A 15,424-nucleotide genomic window follows, 5' to 3' on the forward strand; every position below is an offset into this window, starting at 1 on the left:
CATCTGTGAACTGGATTCATCGCCATGGCGCGACCCGACATCAACCGATCCGGCGAACTGGAAGTCTTCGTGCGGGTGATCGAGACCGGTGGCTTTTCCGCGGCCGCCCGCACCCTGGACATGACCCCGTCGGCGGTCAGCAAGCTGGTGGCGCGGCTGGAACAGCGGCTGGGCACCCGCCTGCTGCAGCGGTCCACCCGCCAGCTGCAGCTGACCCCGGAAGGCTGCGCGTTCTACGAGCGCGGCCTGCGCGTGCTGGCCGACCTGGAGGAAGCCGAACGCTGTGCCAGCGCCCACGCCGAGCCGCGCGGGCGGCTGCGGGTCAATTCCAACGTGCCGTTCGGCCAGCACTTCCTGTTGCCGCTGCTGCCGGCGTTCCTCGAGCGCAACCCGCAGGTGGGGGTGGACGTGACCCTCAATGACGAAGTGATCGACCTGCTTGAGCAGCGCACCGACGTGGCGGTGCGCGCCGGCCCGCTGAAGAGTTCCAGCCTGGTGGCGCGGCGATTGGGCGCGACGCGGATGATGATCGTGGCCGCACCGGCCTACGCGCAGCGGCACGGCCTGCCGGCCAGCGTCGAGGAGCTGCAGGCGCACAACCGCCTGGACATCGGCCATGCGCGGGCGATGCAGGGCTGGCCGCTGCTGCAGGACGGTCGTGAGCGCATGCTGCTGCCCAGCGGCAACGCCCGTGCCAGCAATGGCGATGCGCTGCGCCAACTGGTGCTGGGCGGGCTGGGCATGGCGCGGCTGGCCGCGTTCCAGGTGCAGGCCGACATCGCCGCCGGGCGGCTGCTGCCGGTGCTGGAAGAGGCCAATCCCGGTGACCTGGAGGAGGTGCACGCGGTGTTCCTGGGGCAGGGCGGCTACCTGCCGCTGCGAGTGCGCGCGTTCCTCGATTTCCTGGTGGAAAACGTCGATCTGACGCAGCCACGGGGGTAGTGCCGGCCGCTGGCCGGCAACCTCACGATCTTCTTCCACACAGGTCCGGTTGCCGGCCAGCGGCCGGCACTACCTGTAGATCCACGCCATGCGTGGATGAACGCGTACGCGCGTCAGACCTGCAGCAGCTTGCGGGCGGCGGCGCGCGCTTCCTTGCTCACTTCCACGCCGCCGAGCATGCGCGCCAGTTCTTCCTCGCGTGCCTTGCTGTCCAGCTTCTCCACCGCACTCTGGGTCATGCCTTCCACCGGCGCCTTGCTCACCCGGTAATGCGCGTGGCCCTTGGAGGCGACCTGCGGCAGGTGGGTCACGCACAACACCTGGCGCTTCTCGCCCAGCGCGCGCAGCTTCTGGCCGACGATGTCGGCCACCGCGCCGCCGATGCCGGAGTCGACTTCGTCGAATACCATGGTCGGCACCGCATCCAGGTCCAGCGCCGCCACTTCGATGGCCAGCGAGATGCGCGACAGTTCACCGCCCGAGGCGACCTTGCGCAGGGCGCGCGGCGGCTGGCCGGCGTTGGCCGCGACCAGGAACTCCACGCGCTCGGCACCCTGCGGATCGGGTTTGCCGTTGTCCTGCGGCTCCAGTTCGATCAGGAACTGGCCGCCGCCCATGCCCAGCTCGGCGATGATGCCGGTGGTGGTGGCCGACAGTTCGGCGGCGGCACCGCGACGGCTGGCGGTCAGTACTTCGGCCTGTACGCGCCAGGCGGCGGCGGCCTTGTCGATCTCGCCGGCCAGGCGCTGCAGGCGCTCGTCGGCGCCGCGCAACTGTTCCACTTCGGCATGCATGCGTTCGCGCTGCGCGCCCAGCTCGTCCATCGGCACGCGATGCTTGCGCGCCAGGTCGTGCAGGCGGCCGAGGCGCCGCTCGTTCTCTTCGAACTGCTCGGGGTCGGCGTCGAGGTCGTCATGCACGCGGTCCAGCAGCGAAAGGGCTTCGTGCAGCTGGATCGAGGCATTCTCGATCAGGCCGTCCACCTCGCCCAGGCGCGGGTCATGTTCGATCAGGCGCGACAGCTCGTGGCGCACCTGCTGCAGCAGGTCCAGCGCGGAACTGCCGTCGTCGCCGTTGAGCTGGTTGCTGGCTGCCTGGCAGGCGGTCAGCAGGGCGCTGGCATGGGCCTGGCGGCGGTGGCTGGCGCCGAGCGCGGCGATCGACTCCGGTTCCAGGTCCTCGCGGTCCAGTTCGCGCAGCTGGTGCTCCAGGAAGCCGATCCGGTCACTCACGTCGCCCTGTTGCGACAGCGCCAGTGATTCGTCGACCAGTGCCTGCCACGCGGCGGCGGCGCGGCGCACCTGGCGGCGCGCGTCCTCGTTGCGGGCGTAGGCATCGAGCAGGGCCAGCTGCGACGGACGGGTCAGCAACGCCTGTTGTTCATGCTGGCCATGGATCTCCACCAGCAGCGCGGCCAGGTCGGCCAGCTGTGCGAGGGTCACCGGGCGGCCATTGATCCAGGACCGCGAGCCGCCGTCGGCACGGATCACGCGGCGCAGCTGGCACTGATCTTCATCGTCCAGCTCGTTGTCGGCCAGCCACTGGCGCGCGGCCTGCAGCTGGTCCAGCGCGAACTCGGCGGAAAGCTCGGCGCGGGCCGCGCCATGGCGGACCACGCCGCTGTCGGCGCGCAGGCCGGACAGGAAGCCCAGCGCGTCGACCATCAGCGACTTGCCGGCGCCGGTCTCGCCCGAAACCACGGTCATGCCGGGCCCGAACTCCAGTTCGGTGGCGCGGACGACGGCGAAATCCTTGATCGAAAGATGTCTGAGCATGGGTAAGAGGTATCAGCAGCCGCGCAACGCTAGCACGCGGGCGAGGGAGGTCCAATGACTTGCCAAGGGGATGCGCCGCCATTATCTAGTGTCCGTGTCTCACAGGTTGATTCCATGCACGGTTCTCCCGACCAGCTTGCCCCGCGTGCGCGCCATCTGCTGCGCACGCTGATCGCGCGTTACATCCAGGACGGCGAGCCGGTCGGCTCGCAGACGCTGGCGCGTGTGGCCGGCCTGGAGGTCAGCCCGGCCACCATCCGCAACATCCTCGGTGACCTGGAGGACCTGGGGCTGCTGGCCTCGCCGCATACCTCGGCCGGGCGCATTCCGACCGCGCATGGCTACCGGGTGTTCGTCGACAGCCTGCTGCAGATGCAGCCGCCGGGGGAGGGCGAACTGGCCCGCCTGCGCCAGGAGCTGGCCGGCGGCGGCAGCACCCAGGCCCTGCTGGGCAGCGCCTCGGAGCTGCTGTCGGCGATGAGCCACTTCGTCGGCGTGGTCAGCGCGCCACGGCGCGAGCAGTTCGCCTTCCGCCAGATCGATTTCGTGGCGCTGGACGGGCGCCGGGTGCTGGCGATCCTGGTGTTCGCCGACAACGAGGTACAAAACCGGGTCATCGAGACCCGCCAGGAGTTCGCGCCGGGGCAGCTGGAGCAGGTCGCCAACTACCTCAACGCCCATTTCGCCGGGCTGCCGATGGCCGAGATCCGCACCCGCCTGCTGCTGGAGCTGCGCGACGCCCGTTCCGAACTGGAGCAGCTGCTGGCGCACAGCATCGAGCTGGCTGAGCAGGCCCTGCAGCCAGCGGCCGACGACATGCTGGTGGCCGGCCAGACCCGGCTGATGGGCGTGCAGGACCTGTCCGACCTGGAGCGCCTGCGCGAGCTGTTCGAGCTGTTCTCCAGCAAGCGCGAGATCCTGCAGCTGCTGGAGCGGACCATCCAGGCCCCGGGCGTGCGCATCTTCATCGGCGAGGAGACCGGAATGATGCCGCTGCAGGGCGTTTCGCTGGTCACGGCCCCCTATACCGCCAACGGCCAGGTGCTGGGCGTGCTGGGCGTGATCGGGCCCAAGCGCATGGCCTATGACCGCATGATCCCGCTGGTCCAGGCCACCGCTGATGTGCTGGGCGCGGCCTTTTCGCCGGCCGGTCGCACGCCGGGGACATCCGACGCTTGAAACGCAGCATCCCGCCCACACTAGGGTGGGTGGAGGCGGAGATTGACCGCCAGGGACCCAGACATGAACCACGAACATCCAGATATCGAATCCCAGCAGACCGCCGCCGATGCGGCCGCCACCGCCGGCGTCAACGATGAACTGGAGCGCCTGCGCGCCGAAGTTGAACAGGTCAGGGCCGATGCGCTGCGTGAGCGCGCCGACCTGGAGAACCAGCGCAAGCGCGTCGCCCGTGACATCGAGCAGGCCCGCAAGTTCGCCAACGAGAAGCTGCTGGGCGAGCTGCTGCCGGTATTCGACAGCCTGGATGCCGGCCTCAAGGCCGCCGGCGATGATCCGCACCCGCTGCGCGAGGGCCTGGAGCTGACCTACAAGCAGCTGCTGAAGGTCGCCGCCGACAACGGCCTGGTCCTGCTGGACCCGACCGGCCAGCCGTTCAACCCGGAACACCACCAGGCCATCAGCCAGGTGCCGACCCCGGGCGCCGCCCCCGGCACCGTGGTGACCGTGTTCCAGAAGGGCTACCTGCTCAACGAGCGTCTGCTGCGGCCGGCGCTGGTGGTGGTGGCCGCCGACTGACGGCAGCGCCGGGCCTTGCCCGGCAACGTTTTCCAGGCGCTGAACACAGCGTTCGGGAGATGGCTTGAATGTTCCACGAGCCTCCCCCACATCGTATTCATCCACCGGCCGAACGGCCGGACTGACCCCAACAAGCATCCTCAGGAGTCTCCCCCATGGGCAAGATCATTGGTATCGACCTCGGCACCACCAACTCGTGCGTGGCGATCATGGACGGCGGCAAGGCCCGCGTCATCGAGAATTCGGAAGGCGATCGCACCACCCCGTCGATCGTCGCCTACACCAAGGACGGCGAAGTCCTGGTCGGCGCCTCGGCCAAGCGCCAGGCCGTGACCAACCCGAAGAACACCTTCTACGCGGTGAAGCGCCTGATCGGCCGCAAGTTCACCGACGCCGAAGTGCAGAAGGACATCGCGCACGTCCCGTACGGCATCCTGGCCCATGACAATGGCGACGCCTGGGTGTCGACCAGCGACGGCAAGAAGATGGCGCCGCAGGAAATCTCGGCCAAGGTGCTGGAAAAGATGAAGAAGACCGCCGAGGACTTCCTCGGTGAGAAGGTCACCGAAGCGGTCATCACCGTGCCGGCCTACTTCAACGACAGCCAGCGCCAGGCGACCAAGGACGCCGGCCGCATCGCCGGCCTGGACGTCAAGCGCATCATCAACGAGCCGACCGCGGCCGCGCTGGCCTATGGCCTGGACAAGGGCGACAACAAGGATCGCAAGATCGTGGTGTACGACCTGGGCGGCGGTACCTTCGACGTCTCGGTGATCGAGATCGCCAACGTCGACGGTGAGAAGCAGTTCGAAGTGCTGGCCACCAACGGCGACACCTTCCTGGGCGGCGAAGATTTCGACAACCGCGTCATCGAGTACCTGGTTGAAGAATTCAACAAGGACCAGGGCATCGACCTGCGCAAGGACCCGCTGGCCCTGCAGCGCCTGAAGGACGCCGCCGAGCGTGCCAAGATCGAGCTGTCCAGCGCCCAGCAGACCGAAGTGAACCTGCCGTACGTCACCGCCGACGCCTCGGGCCCGAAGCACCTGAACATCAAGCTGACCCGCGCCAAGCTGGAAGCGCTGGTGGAAGACCTGATCAAGAAGTCGATCGAGCCGTGCCGCGTCGCCCTGAACGATGCCGGCCTGCGTTCGAGCGACATCAGCGAAGTGATCCTGGTCGGTGGCCAGACCCGCATGCCGAAGGTGCAGCAGGCGGTGACCGAGTTCTTCGGCAAGGAACCGCGCAAGGACGTCAACCCGGACGAAGCCGTGGCACTGGGTGCGGCGATCCAGGGCGGCGTGCTCGGCGGCGACGTCAAGGACGTGCTGCTGCTGGACGTGACCCCGCTGTCGCTGGGCATCGAGACCATGGGTGGCGTGTTCACCAAGATCATCGAGAAGAACACCACCATTCCGACCAAGGCCTCGCAGGTGTTCTCCACCGCCGAGGACAACCAGTCGGCCGTGACCGTGCACGTGCTGCAGGGTGAGCGCGAACAGGCCCGCTTCAACAAGTCGCTGGCCAAGTTCGACCTGTCCGGCATCGAGCCGGCCCCGCGCGGCCTGCCGCAGGTGGAAGTGTCCTTCGACATCGACGCCAACGGCATCCTGCACGTGTCGGCCAAGGACAAGAAGACCAACAAGGAACAGAAGGTCGAGATCAAGGCCGGTTCGGGCCTGTCCGAGGAAGAGATCGCACGCATGGTCGCCGACGCGGAAGCCAACCGCGAGGAAGACAAGAAGTTCCAGGAGCTGGTGCAGGCCCGCAACCAGGCCGATGCCCTGATCCACGGCACCCGCAGCGCGATCACCGAGCACGGCAGCAAGGTCGGCGGCGAAGTGATCGGCAAGGTCGAGGCGGCCCTGGCCGACCTGGAAACCGCGATGAAGGGTGACGACAAGGCGCAGATCGAAGCCAAGTCGAAGGTGCTGGAAGAAGCCGGCCAGTCGCTGTTCGCCGCGGCTTCGGCCGACCAGGGCGGTGCCGCCCCGGGTGCCGACGCCGGCAACGCTGGCAAGGGCAACGACGATGTGGTCGATGCCGAGTTCACCGAAGTCAAGGACGACAAGAAGTCCTGATCCGGACCGACGCGGGACGCTGCCTGGCAGCGTCCCGTTGTCGCATCAGGGTCCTGGCCGCCACCGGCGTGTCGGGGCGCCCGACGCAAGAGCGGACCTGGTTCCGCTCTTCCGCTTTGACGAATCCCGACTTTCCGGAACCAGATTCACGATATGAGCAAGCGCGATTACTACGAAGTGCTGGGCGTTGCCCGCACCGCCACCGACGACGAGCTGAAGAAGGCCTACCGTCGCTGCGCGATGAAGTTCCACCCGGACCGCAACCCGGGTGATGCGGCGGCCGAAGCCTCCTTCAAGGAGTGCAAGGAAGCCTACGAAGTGCTGTCCGACGGCAACAAGCGCCGCATGTACGACAGCCACGGCCACGCTGCGTTCGAGCACGGCATGGGCGGTGGTGGCGGTCCGGGCGGCCCGGACATGAACGATATCTTCGGCGATATCTTCGGCAACATCTTTGGTGGAGCAGGCGGTGGCCCGCGCCAGGCCCGTCGCGGCGCCGACATCGGCTACGTGATGGAGCTGGACCTGGAAGAAGCGGTGCGTGGCGTTGAGCGCCGCATCGAGATTCCGACCCTGGCCGAATGCGGCGACTGCGATGGCAGTGGCTCCGAAGACGGCAAGGTCGAGACCTGCAATGTGTGCCATGGCCGCGGCCAGGTGCGCATCCAGCGCGGCATCTTCGCCATGCAGCAGGCCTGCCACAACTGCGGCGGCCGCGGCCAGATCATCGCCAAGCCCTGCAAGACATGCCACGGCAACGGCCGTGTCGAGGAAGACAAGGTGCTGTCGGTGAAGGTGCCGGCCGGCGTCGATACCGGCGACCGCATCCGCCTGCAGGGTGAGGGCGAGGCCGGTCCGGCCGGTACCCCGCCGGGTGACCTGTACGTGGAAGTGCGCGTGCGCGAGCATGCCATCTTCCAGCGCGATGGCGACGACCTGCACTGCGAAGTGCCGATCCGCATCTCGCAGGCCGCATTGGGCGACACCGTGCGCGTGGCCACCCTGGGGGGTGAGGCGGAGATCCGCATCCCGGCCGAGACCCAGACCGGCAAGCTGTTCCGTCTGCGCGGCAAGGGCGTGCGTTCGGTGCGCAGCCGCAGCGAGGGCGATCTGTACTGCCGCGTGGTGGTGGAGACCCCGGTCAACCTCACCAACGAACAGCGCAAGCTGCTGGAGCAGTTCGAAGCCACCTTCGTCGGCGAGGAAGCACGCAAGCACTCGCCGAAGTCGGCCACCTTCATGGATGGCGTGAAGGGCTTCTGGGACCGCATGACGTCCTGAGTTTTTCAACGGAAAAGTTGAACGAAAGCGCCGGGCCAAGCCCGGCGTTGTCGTATGCGGTCAACGGAAAAACGCCGCCGGCGTCTGCCCCAGCTGCCGCTTGAACATGCTGGTGAACGCGCTCGGGCTGTCGTAGCCCATCGCCAGCGCCACATCGATGACCTTGTCGCCGACCGCCAGTCGCTCCAGGGCGGCCAGAAGCCGCGCCTGCTGCCGCCATTGCCCGAAGGTCATGCCCAGTTCGCTGGCAAAATGGCGCTGGATGGTCTTCACGTCCACCTCCAGTGCCTGCGCCCAGTCCTGCAGCGTGGCGTCATCGCCAAGGTGCTTCTGGATGTGCTGGCAGATCCGCTGCAGGCGCGGGTCGGTCGCGGCGGGCAGATGCAGTGGCAGCACGTCCATGCGATGCAGTTCGTCCAGCAGCAGGCGCACCACGCGGCCATCTCGGCTGTCTTCGATGTGCTCGCCCTTGATCAGCGTGGCAGCCTGCAGCAGCTCGCGCAGCAGGGGTGCCACCTGTACCGCGAACGGTTCGGCCGGCAACTGCGGCGCGAACAACGGGTCGATGTACAGGCTGCGCATGTGCACGGCGGCGATGCAGTCGACCGCGTGCACCATGCCGGCCGGCATCCAGATCGCACGGGTCGAGGGCACCACCCAGCGGCCCACTTCCGAGCGCACCACCATCAGCCCCGAGATGGCATAGACCAGCTGGTGGCGCTGGTGCTTGTGGCCTGCGATGTGGGTACCGGCCGGGTACTGGGTGACCCGATAGGTGACCGGGCGATGCTGGGGGACGTCGCGCCAGGGCGCCGCCGGATCGACGTCGCTGGCAATGTCCTTTTTGCGATAGGCCATGACCCGAACGCGGCAGAAGGGAGGGGAGGGCAACCGTAGCATGCGTGGCTCGCCCCCAACCTGACTGCGTCCATGTCCGCCCTGGCTTCTCCCGCAACGACCTCACGCCCGGTGGCTCCCGGTGTGCTGGCTGCCATTTCCACCTCGCATGTCGTCAACGACATGATGCAGTCGCTGATCCTGGCCATCTATCCGGTGATCAAGGGCGGCTTCAATCTCAGCTTCACCCAGATCGGCCTGATCACGCTGACCTACCAGCTCACCGCCTCGATCTTCCAGCCGTTGGTCGGCATGGCCACCGACCGGCGCCCGGCGCCGTACTCGCTGCCGATCGGCATGGCCTCGACCCTGTGCGGCATGCTGCTGCTCGGCTTCGCGTCGAGCTACGCCGTGGTGCTGCTGGCCGCCGCGATGGTCGGCATCGGTTCGGCGATCTTCCACCCCGAGGCCTCTCGCATCGCGCGGCTGGCCTCGGGCGGCCGTCATGGCTTCGCGCAGTCGGTGTTCCAGGTCGGCGGCAATTTCGGTACCGCGCTCGGCCCGCTGATCGCCGCTGCGGTGATCGTGCCGTATGGCCAGCACGCCGCCTCGTGGTTCGCCGGTGCGGCCCTGATCGGCATCGCGCTGCTGACCTATGTCGGCCGCTGGTATGCGCTGCACCTGGGCACGCCGCGTCCGGCCAGCACCGCGTCGATGGCGCCTCGGCATCCGCCGCGCACCGTGGCCAAGGTGCTGGCGATCCTGCTGGTGCTGATCTTCAGCAAGTACTTCTACATGGCCAGCATCGGCAGCTACTTCACTTTCTACCTGATCCACCACTTCGGCATTCCGGTGGCGCAGGCGCAGCTGCACCTGTTCGCATTCCTGGTGGCGTCAGCCGCAGGTGGTTTCCTGGGTGGCCCGCTGGGTGATCGCATCGGTCGCAAGCCGATCATCTGGACGTCGATCCTGGGTGTGGCGCCGTTCGCGCTGATGTTGCCGCATGCGGATCTGTTCTGGACGACGGTGCTGGCGGTGCTGATCGGCTTCGTGCTGTCCTCGGCGTTCTCGGCGATCGTGGTCTACGCGCAGGAGATGATGCCGCACCGCATCGGCATGGTGTCGGGCCTGTTCTTCGGCTTCGCGTTCGGCATGGGCGGATTGGGCGCGGCCGTGCTCGGCCTGCTGGCAGACAAGACCAGCATCGAGTACGTCTACCAGCTGACCGCGTTCCTGCCGCTGCTGGGCATCGTGGCTGCGTGGCTGCCGCCGTCGCGGCCTGCTGCTCACTGAGGGGTTTTGCTTTGCAGGGCTTGCAGCCCTGCACCTGCTTAAAGCCGAAGCAACAGCCGAAGCTGGTTTCCTGAGGGTTGGCGGGGTGGGTCCGGTTGAGGGGGACGCCGTAAATACGTCCATGTAGGCTTGGTCGCGGCATCCATGCCGCTCACACCCCCTCAACCGGACCTACCCCGCCTTCGACAGTTTTCCGCGATCTGGCAGAGCGGCGTTTTGCTCTGGTAGGTGTCGACCTTGGTCGACACGGATGAATTCATTCGATGTCACACAGATGTGCCGACCAAGGTCGACACCTACCAACAGCACACGGAATCTGTCAGAGGTGGGGCGGTGTCGGAGTGCGGGGTGTCAGCCGCATGGATGCGGCTGCCAAGCCCCCATGGATGGGTTCACGGCGTCCCCGCACTCCGACACCGCCCCTCCATCCCAGGGAATGCGAGCTTTTGACGTTGCCGTTGCTGTTGCTTCGGCAGGTGCAGGGCGCAGCCCTGCCGAACCCTCCACCGGGCGTAGAATGCTGGCATGAGCGAATCCCTTGACAACCACCTGGTCCACGGCCGCCGCCAGCGGCCCGACGGCCCATCGCCGATCGATGTCATCTCGGTCCAGTCGCAACTTGTCTACGGCCACGCCGGCAACAGCGCCGCCGTTCCGCCGATGCGCGCGCTCGGCGTTCGCGTGGCGGAAATCCCGACCGTGCTGCTCAGCAACGCGCCGTTCTACGACACCACCCGCGGCCGCGTGCTGCCCGCCGACTGGTTCGCCGACCTGCTGCTCGGTACCTACGAACGCGGCCTGCCGCAGCGGGCCAGGATGCTGGTGTCCGGCTACTTCGGCAGTACCGCCAACGGTGCCGCGTTCGCCGACTGGCTGGACGAGATCCTGCCGGCCTGCCCACAGCTGCGCTACTGCCTCGACCCGGTGATCGGCGATACCCATACCGGGCCCTATGTCGAGCCTGGCCTGGAAGCGATCTTCGCCGAGCGCCTGCTGCCGCATGCCTGGCTGGTCACGCCGAATGCATTCGAACTGAACCGCCTCACCGGCATGCCGGCGTTGGCGGAGGCCGATGCCATCGCCGCCGCCCGTACGTTGCTCGACCGTGGTCCGCAATGGGTGATCGCGCACAGCGTCGGTGGAAACCCCGGCGAGCTGGTGACCCTGGCGGTCGGTCGCGGGGAAACCTGGCGCTGGACCTCGCCGTTGCTGCCGGTGGATGTGGCCGGCACCGGCGATGTGCTGATGTCACTGGTGGTGTCGTTCCTGCTGCGCGGCGAATCGATGCAGCAGGCGATCTCGCGCGCCATTGCCGGTACCCATGCAGCGCTGGAGGCGACCCTGGACAACGGCTTCGAAGAGTTCGACGTGATCGCCGCGGCGCCTGCCGCACTGGCCGAAGGCACGCGCTTCCGCGCCGAACGCGTGGCATGAGCGATCTGCACGAACGCACGCCGCGCACGGTCGGTATCGTCGGCAGCGCCGGCGCCTACGGGCGCTGGCTGAGCCGCTTCTTCCAGCAGCACATGCAGCTGCAGGTGATCGGCCATGATCCAGCGGACCCGGCCTCGCACACGCCGGAGCAGCTGCTGGCGCAGGCTGACGTGCTGGTGTTCTCGGCACCGATCCGGCACACGCCTGCGCTGATTGCCCAGTACGTGCAGCAGTCGGCGGGGCGCGAGCAGGACCGCCTGTGGCTGGACGTGACGTCGGTGAAGGAAGCGCCGGTGCAGGCGATGCTGGCCTCGCAGGCTGAAGTGGTCGGCCTGCATCCGATGACCGCGCCGCCCAAGGCACCGACGCTGAAAGGCCGGGTGATGGTGGTGTGCGAAGCGCGGCTGCAGCACTGGCAGCCGTGGGTCGACGCGTTGTGCGCGGCGCTGCAGGCCGAGTGCGTGCGCGCCACCCCGCAGCACCACGACCAGATGATGGCGCTGGTACAGGCGATGGTGCATGCCAGCCACCTGGCCCAGGCTGGCGTGCTGCGCCAGTACCAGCCGCAGCTGGGCGATCTGGCCGCGATGATGCCGTATCGTTCGGCGTCGTTCGAGCTGGATACCGCGATCATTTCGCGCATCCTGTCGTTGAATCCGGCCATCTACGAAGATATCCAGTTCGGCAACCCGTACGTGGCGCCGATGCTGGAGCGGCTGATCGGCCAGTTGCAGTCCCTGCAGGCACAGGTCGGGCAGGGCGACGACGGCGCACGCGGCGCATTCCGTGAGCAGCTGTTGTCGGCCAACCGCAGCGCCTTCGGCGAGCAGGCACTGTCTGACGGCAACTACACCTTCGAGCGGGTGGGCTACCTGCTGGCGGACCTGACCGAGCGCAATGCGCTGTCGGTGCATCTACCAGAAGACCGGCCCGGTTCGCTGCGTGAGCTGCTGAATGTGTTCGAGCAGCACCGCATCAGCCTGGCCTCGATCCACTCCTCGCGCACGCCAGGCGGCGAAGTGCATTTCCGTATCGGGTTCGTGGCGGGTAGCGACCCGGCAGCGATCGCAGCGGCGGCGGCCGAGGTGGACGCCAGCGGCATCGGCCGGGTGCTGGGCTGAATTCATCCACAGGCAGTGTGGATGATTTCTGCGCAAACGTGTGGATAACCGCGCGCAGGCCTTGGCAGCCAAGGCTGTCAAGACGGTTGGCGATAAATTGATCACGCTATTGATAGCGTCGAGCCATGCTCGACTGCCTTGGCAAAAAGCGTGTCGACCAAGGTCGACACCTACCAGCGCGGGGCGATGCGGAATCCCCAGCGCGGGGCGATGCGGAATCCGGTGGCGCCGGGCCATGCCCGGCAAACCTCAGATCGTCAGCCGCAGCTCGCCGCCGCTGGTGGTGAACTCGCGGCCGTTGCGCACCAGCTGGCGGCCATCATCCAGCTCGTAGCGCGGCGTGGCCTCGGAGTGGTGCCCGCTGCCATTCGCCTCGGGCTTGAACTCGATGATGATGTGGCTTTCGCCATTGCTGTCGACGGCGGGAAACTGACGGAACGACATCGTGCACCTCCTTCTACGGACTGCGAACGCTGCTTTTGGTCGCCAGCTTGGTCCGGCCGATGTTAGGCGACCGTCATCAATCGATGAACTGCAGCCTAGCCAGTTCAGCGTACAGACCGCCTTCGGCCAGCAACTGTGCGTGCGTGCCCTCGGCCACGATACGGCCCTGGTCCATCACCACGATGCGGTCGGCCTTGAGCACGGTGGCCAGGCGGTGGGCGATCACCAGCGTCGTGCGGCCGGCCATCAGCCGCTCCAGCGCCTGCTGCACGCTGTACTCGCTCTGCGCGTCCAGCGCGCTGGTGGCTTCGTCCAGCAGCAGGATCGGTGCGTCCTTCAGCAGCGCACGGGCAATCGCCACGCGCTGCTGCTGGCCGCCGGAGAGGCGGGCGCCGCGCTCACCCAGTTCACTTTCGTAGCCCTGCGGCAACGCACGCAGGAAGCCATCGGCCTCGGCCGCGCGTGCGGCCTGCTCGACCTCGTCGTCGCTGGCCTGCAGACGGCCATAGCGGATGTTCTCGCGCGCACTGGCCGCGAACAACGTCGGCTGCTGCGGTACCAGTGCCAGCTGCGCGCGCAGTTCGGCAGGGTCGGCCTGGCGCACGTCGACGCCATCCACGCAGATGCGGCCGCTGGCCGGATCGTGGAAACGCAGCAGCATCGACAGCACCGTGCTCTTGCCGGCGCCGGACGGGCCGACCAGGGCCACGGTTTCGCCGGGCCGCACGTGCAGGGTGAAATGATCCAGCGCGGCCTGGTCCGGCCGCTGCGGGTAATGGAACACCACATCGTCGAACTGGATTTCGCCACGCAGCGGCTGCGGCAGTGCGTGCGGCTGTGCCGGCGCACGGATCTCGATGTCTTCCTGCAGCAGTTCACCGATGCGGCCCATGCCACCGGCCGCCCGCTGCAGCTCGTTCCAGACTTCGGCCAGCGCGCCGACCGAGCCGCCGCCGATCAGCGCGTACAGCACGAACTGGCCCAGCGTGCCGGCGCTCAGGCGCCCGTCGATCACGTCGTGAGCGCCCAGCCAGAGCACCCCCACGATGGCGCCGAACACCAGCAGGATGGCGCTGGCGGTGACCAGCGACTGCGCACCGATGCGGCGGCGCGCGGCCTTGATCGCGTCGCCAAGCGCGTGGTCGAAGCGGCCGCGTTCGTATGGCTCACGGGCATGGGCCTGCACCGTACGCACCGCACCGAGGGTCTCGCTGGCCAGGCTGTTGGCATCGGCGATGCGGTCCTGGCTGTTGCGCGCGACGGTGCGCAGCTTGCGCGCGCCGATGATGATCGGCAGCACCGCCAGCGGGATGCCGAGCAGCGACCACGCTGCCAGCCTCGGGCTGGTGACGAACAGCATCGCCAGGCTGCCGACCACGGTCACGCTGCTGCGCAGGGCGACCGACATCGTCGAACCGACCACGCTGCGCAGCAGTTCGGTGTCGGCGGTCAGCCGCGAGACCAGCTCACCGCTGCGGCTGCGATCGTGGAAGCCGGCGCCCAGCTGGATCAGGTGCGCGTACAGCTGGCTGCGCAGGTCGGCGACGACCTTTTCGCCCAGCAGCGACACGAAGTAGAAGCGCGCGGCGGTGCCCAGCGCCATCACCACCGCCACCAGCATCAGCAGGGCGAAGGCACGGTTGATCTGGCCGCCGCTGCTGAAGCCGTGGTCGATCATCTGCTTCACGGCCGGTGGCAGGCTCAGCGTGGCGGCCGAAGAGACAGCCAGGGCCAGCAGCCAGGCCGTGAACAGGCCGCTGTGGCGGCGCACGAACGGCCATAGCGTGCGCAGGCTGCCAAGGCGGCGCAGCGGCGGGGTCGAAGCGGGGGCGTCGTCCTTGTCAGTCATCCTGGTCGTCGTCTTCTATGCGGATACGGTCACGGGTGGCGTCGCGCAGGCGGATTTTCAATGCGTCGACCTGATCGGCAGGCAATTCGATCCGCAGGCACACGCCATTGGCATCGAACTGTTCATCACGCTTCCCGGCACCAAAGGCGGGAAGGGTGGCATGCAGGCTGCCCAGGTCCTCGAAGCCGGCCAGCAGCTGCAGGCGGGCCATGGTGACCAGCGGCAGGCGTGGCGCGGTGCGCAGGCACTCGGCGGCGGCACCGCCGTAGGCGCGGACCAGGCCGCCGGCACCGAGCTTGATGCCGCCGAACCAGCGCGTCACCACCACCATCACCCGGTCGAAACCCTGGCCATCGATGGCGGCCAGGATCGGCCGCCCGGCGGTGCCTGCGGGCTCGCCATCGTCGCTGGAGCGGTAGTCCTGCCCATGGCGGTAAGCCCAGCAGTTGTGCGTGGCATCGGCCACTGCAACCTGCTGCAGGAACGCCATCGCCGCCGCGGCGCCATCAATCGGCGTGGCATGGGCAATGAAGCGGCTGTGTTTGACTTCCAGCGTGTGACTGACCGGCTGGGCGAGGGTATCGGGCATCTCCACCATTCTACGGTGTT

The 15,424-nt window shown here is 67.7% G+C and carries 13 protein-coding genes; 8 read left to right on the forward strand and 5 right to left on the reverse strand.

What is annotated here, in order from left to right; genetic code table 11:
* Positions 1-24 precede the first annotated feature (24 nt).
* Positions 25-942, forward strand: a complete 918-nt coding sequence (locus K5L94_RS09560; protein WP_053449488.1) for a LysR family transcriptional regulator — start codon at positions 25-27, stop codon at positions 940-942.
* 113 nt (positions 943-1,055) lie between these two features.
* On the opposite strand, the gene recN is transcribed toward K5L94_RS09560, so the two are convergent.
* A complete protein-coding gene (gene recN, locus K5L94_RS09565; protein WP_053449489.1) occupies positions 1,056-2,717 on the reverse strand; it encodes a DNA repair protein RecN in 1,662 nt (553 codons plus the stop codon).
* Between the two features lie 114 nt (positions 2,718-2,831).
* On the opposite strand from recN, the gene hrcA reads away from it, so the two are divergent.
* The 4 genes from hrcA (at position 2,832) to dnaJ (ending at position 7,837) form a co-directional block, all read left to right on the forward strand.
* Positions 2,832-3,896 carry a heat-inducible transcriptional repressor HrcA gene (gene hrcA / locus K5L94_RS09570; protein WP_008266321.1) on the forward strand — a complete coding sequence of 355 codons (1,065 nt, stop codon included), beginning with the start codon at positions 2,832-2,834 and terminating at the stop codon, positions 3,894-3,896.
* A 63-nt stretch (positions 3,897-3,959) separates the two neighbouring features.
* Positions 3,960-4,475 carry a nucleotide exchange factor GrpE gene (grpE, locus tag K5L94_RS09575; RefSeq protein ID WP_006434173.1) on the forward strand — a complete coding sequence of 172 codons (516 nt, stop codon included), beginning with the start codon at positions 3,960-3,962 and terminating at the stop codon, positions 4,473-4,475.
* Between the two features lie 155 nt (positions 4,476-4,630).
* Complete coding sequence (dnaK, locus tag K5L94_RS09580; RefSeq protein ID WP_006434175.1) at positions 4,631-6,556, forward strand: molecular chaperone DnaK; 1,926 nt, start codon at positions 4,631-4,633, stop codon at positions 6,554-6,556.
* A gap of 153 nt (positions 6,557-6,709) precedes the next feature.
* Positions 6,710-7,837: a molecular chaperone DnaJ gene (gene dnaJ / locus K5L94_RS09585; RefSeq protein WP_006434177.1), complete on the forward strand. Its 1,128-nt coding sequence runs from the start codon at positions 6,710-6,712 to the stop codon at positions 7,835-7,837.
* 60 nt (positions 7,838-7,897) lie between these two features.
* Here the strand turns inward: dnaJ and K5L94_RS09590 are convergent, their stop codons facing one another.
* A complete protein-coding gene (locus K5L94_RS09590) occupies positions 7,898-8,695 on the reverse strand; it encodes an AraC family transcriptional regulator (protein ID WP_053449490.1) in 798 nt (265 codons plus the stop codon).
* Between the two features lie 72 nt (positions 8,696-8,767).
* Between K5L94_RS09590 and K5L94_RS09595 the strand changes: the two genes are divergently transcribed.
* The 3 genes from K5L94_RS09595 (at position 8,768) to K5L94_RS09605 (ending at position 12,522) form a co-directional block, all read left to right on the forward strand.
* Positions 8,768-9,967: an MFS transporter gene (locus K5L94_RS09595; RefSeq protein WP_053449491.1), complete on the forward strand. Its 1,200-nt coding sequence runs from the start codon at positions 8,768-8,770 to the stop codon at positions 9,965-9,967.
* 525 nt (positions 9,968-10,492) lie between these two features.
* Positions 10,493-11,401, forward strand: a complete 909-nt coding sequence (pdxY, locus tag K5L94_RS09600) for a pyridoxal kinase (protein ID WP_053449492.1) — start codon at positions 10,493-10,495, stop codon at positions 11,399-11,401.
* Positions 11,398-12,522, forward strand: coding sequence for a prephenate dehydrogenase (locus K5L94_RS09605; protein WP_274512494.1), 1,125 nt, complete (start codon positions 11,398-11,400; stop codon positions 12,520-12,522). Before pdxY ends, K5L94_RS09605 begins: the two co-directional genes overlap by 4 nt.
* Before the next feature lie 249 nt (positions 12,523-12,771).
* Here K5L94_RS09605 and K5L94_RS09610 read toward each other — a convergent pair whose 3' ends face one another.
* The 3 genes from K5L94_RS09610 to K5L94_RS09620 form a co-directional block, all read right to left on the reverse strand.
* Positions 12,772-12,966 (reverse strand): hypothetical protein, encoded by a 195-nt coding sequence (locus tag K5L94_RS09610; protein WP_005416191.1) that lies wholly within the window; start codon positions 12,964-12,966, stop codon positions 12,772-12,774.
* A gap of 76 nt (positions 12,967-13,042) precedes the next feature.
* Positions 13,043-14,815 (reverse strand): ABC transporter transmembrane domain-containing protein, encoded by a 1,773-nt coding sequence (locus tag K5L94_RS09615; protein WP_053449494.1) that lies wholly within the window; start codon positions 14,813-14,815, stop codon positions 13,043-13,045.
* Entirely contained in the window at positions 14,808-15,404 is a 597-nt protein-coding gene (locus K5L94_RS09620) for an IMPACT family protein (protein WP_053451288.1), read from the reverse strand. Before K5L94_RS09620 ends, K5L94_RS09615 begins: the two co-directional genes overlap by 8 nt.
* Positions 15,405-15,424: the final 20 nt, after the last annotated feature.

Source organism: Stenotrophomonas forensis, from assembly GCF_028752115.1.
GTDB classification, from domain to species: Bacteria; Pseudomonadota; Gammaproteobacteria; order Xanthomonadales; family Xanthomonadaceae; genus Stenotrophomonas; species Stenotrophomonas forensis.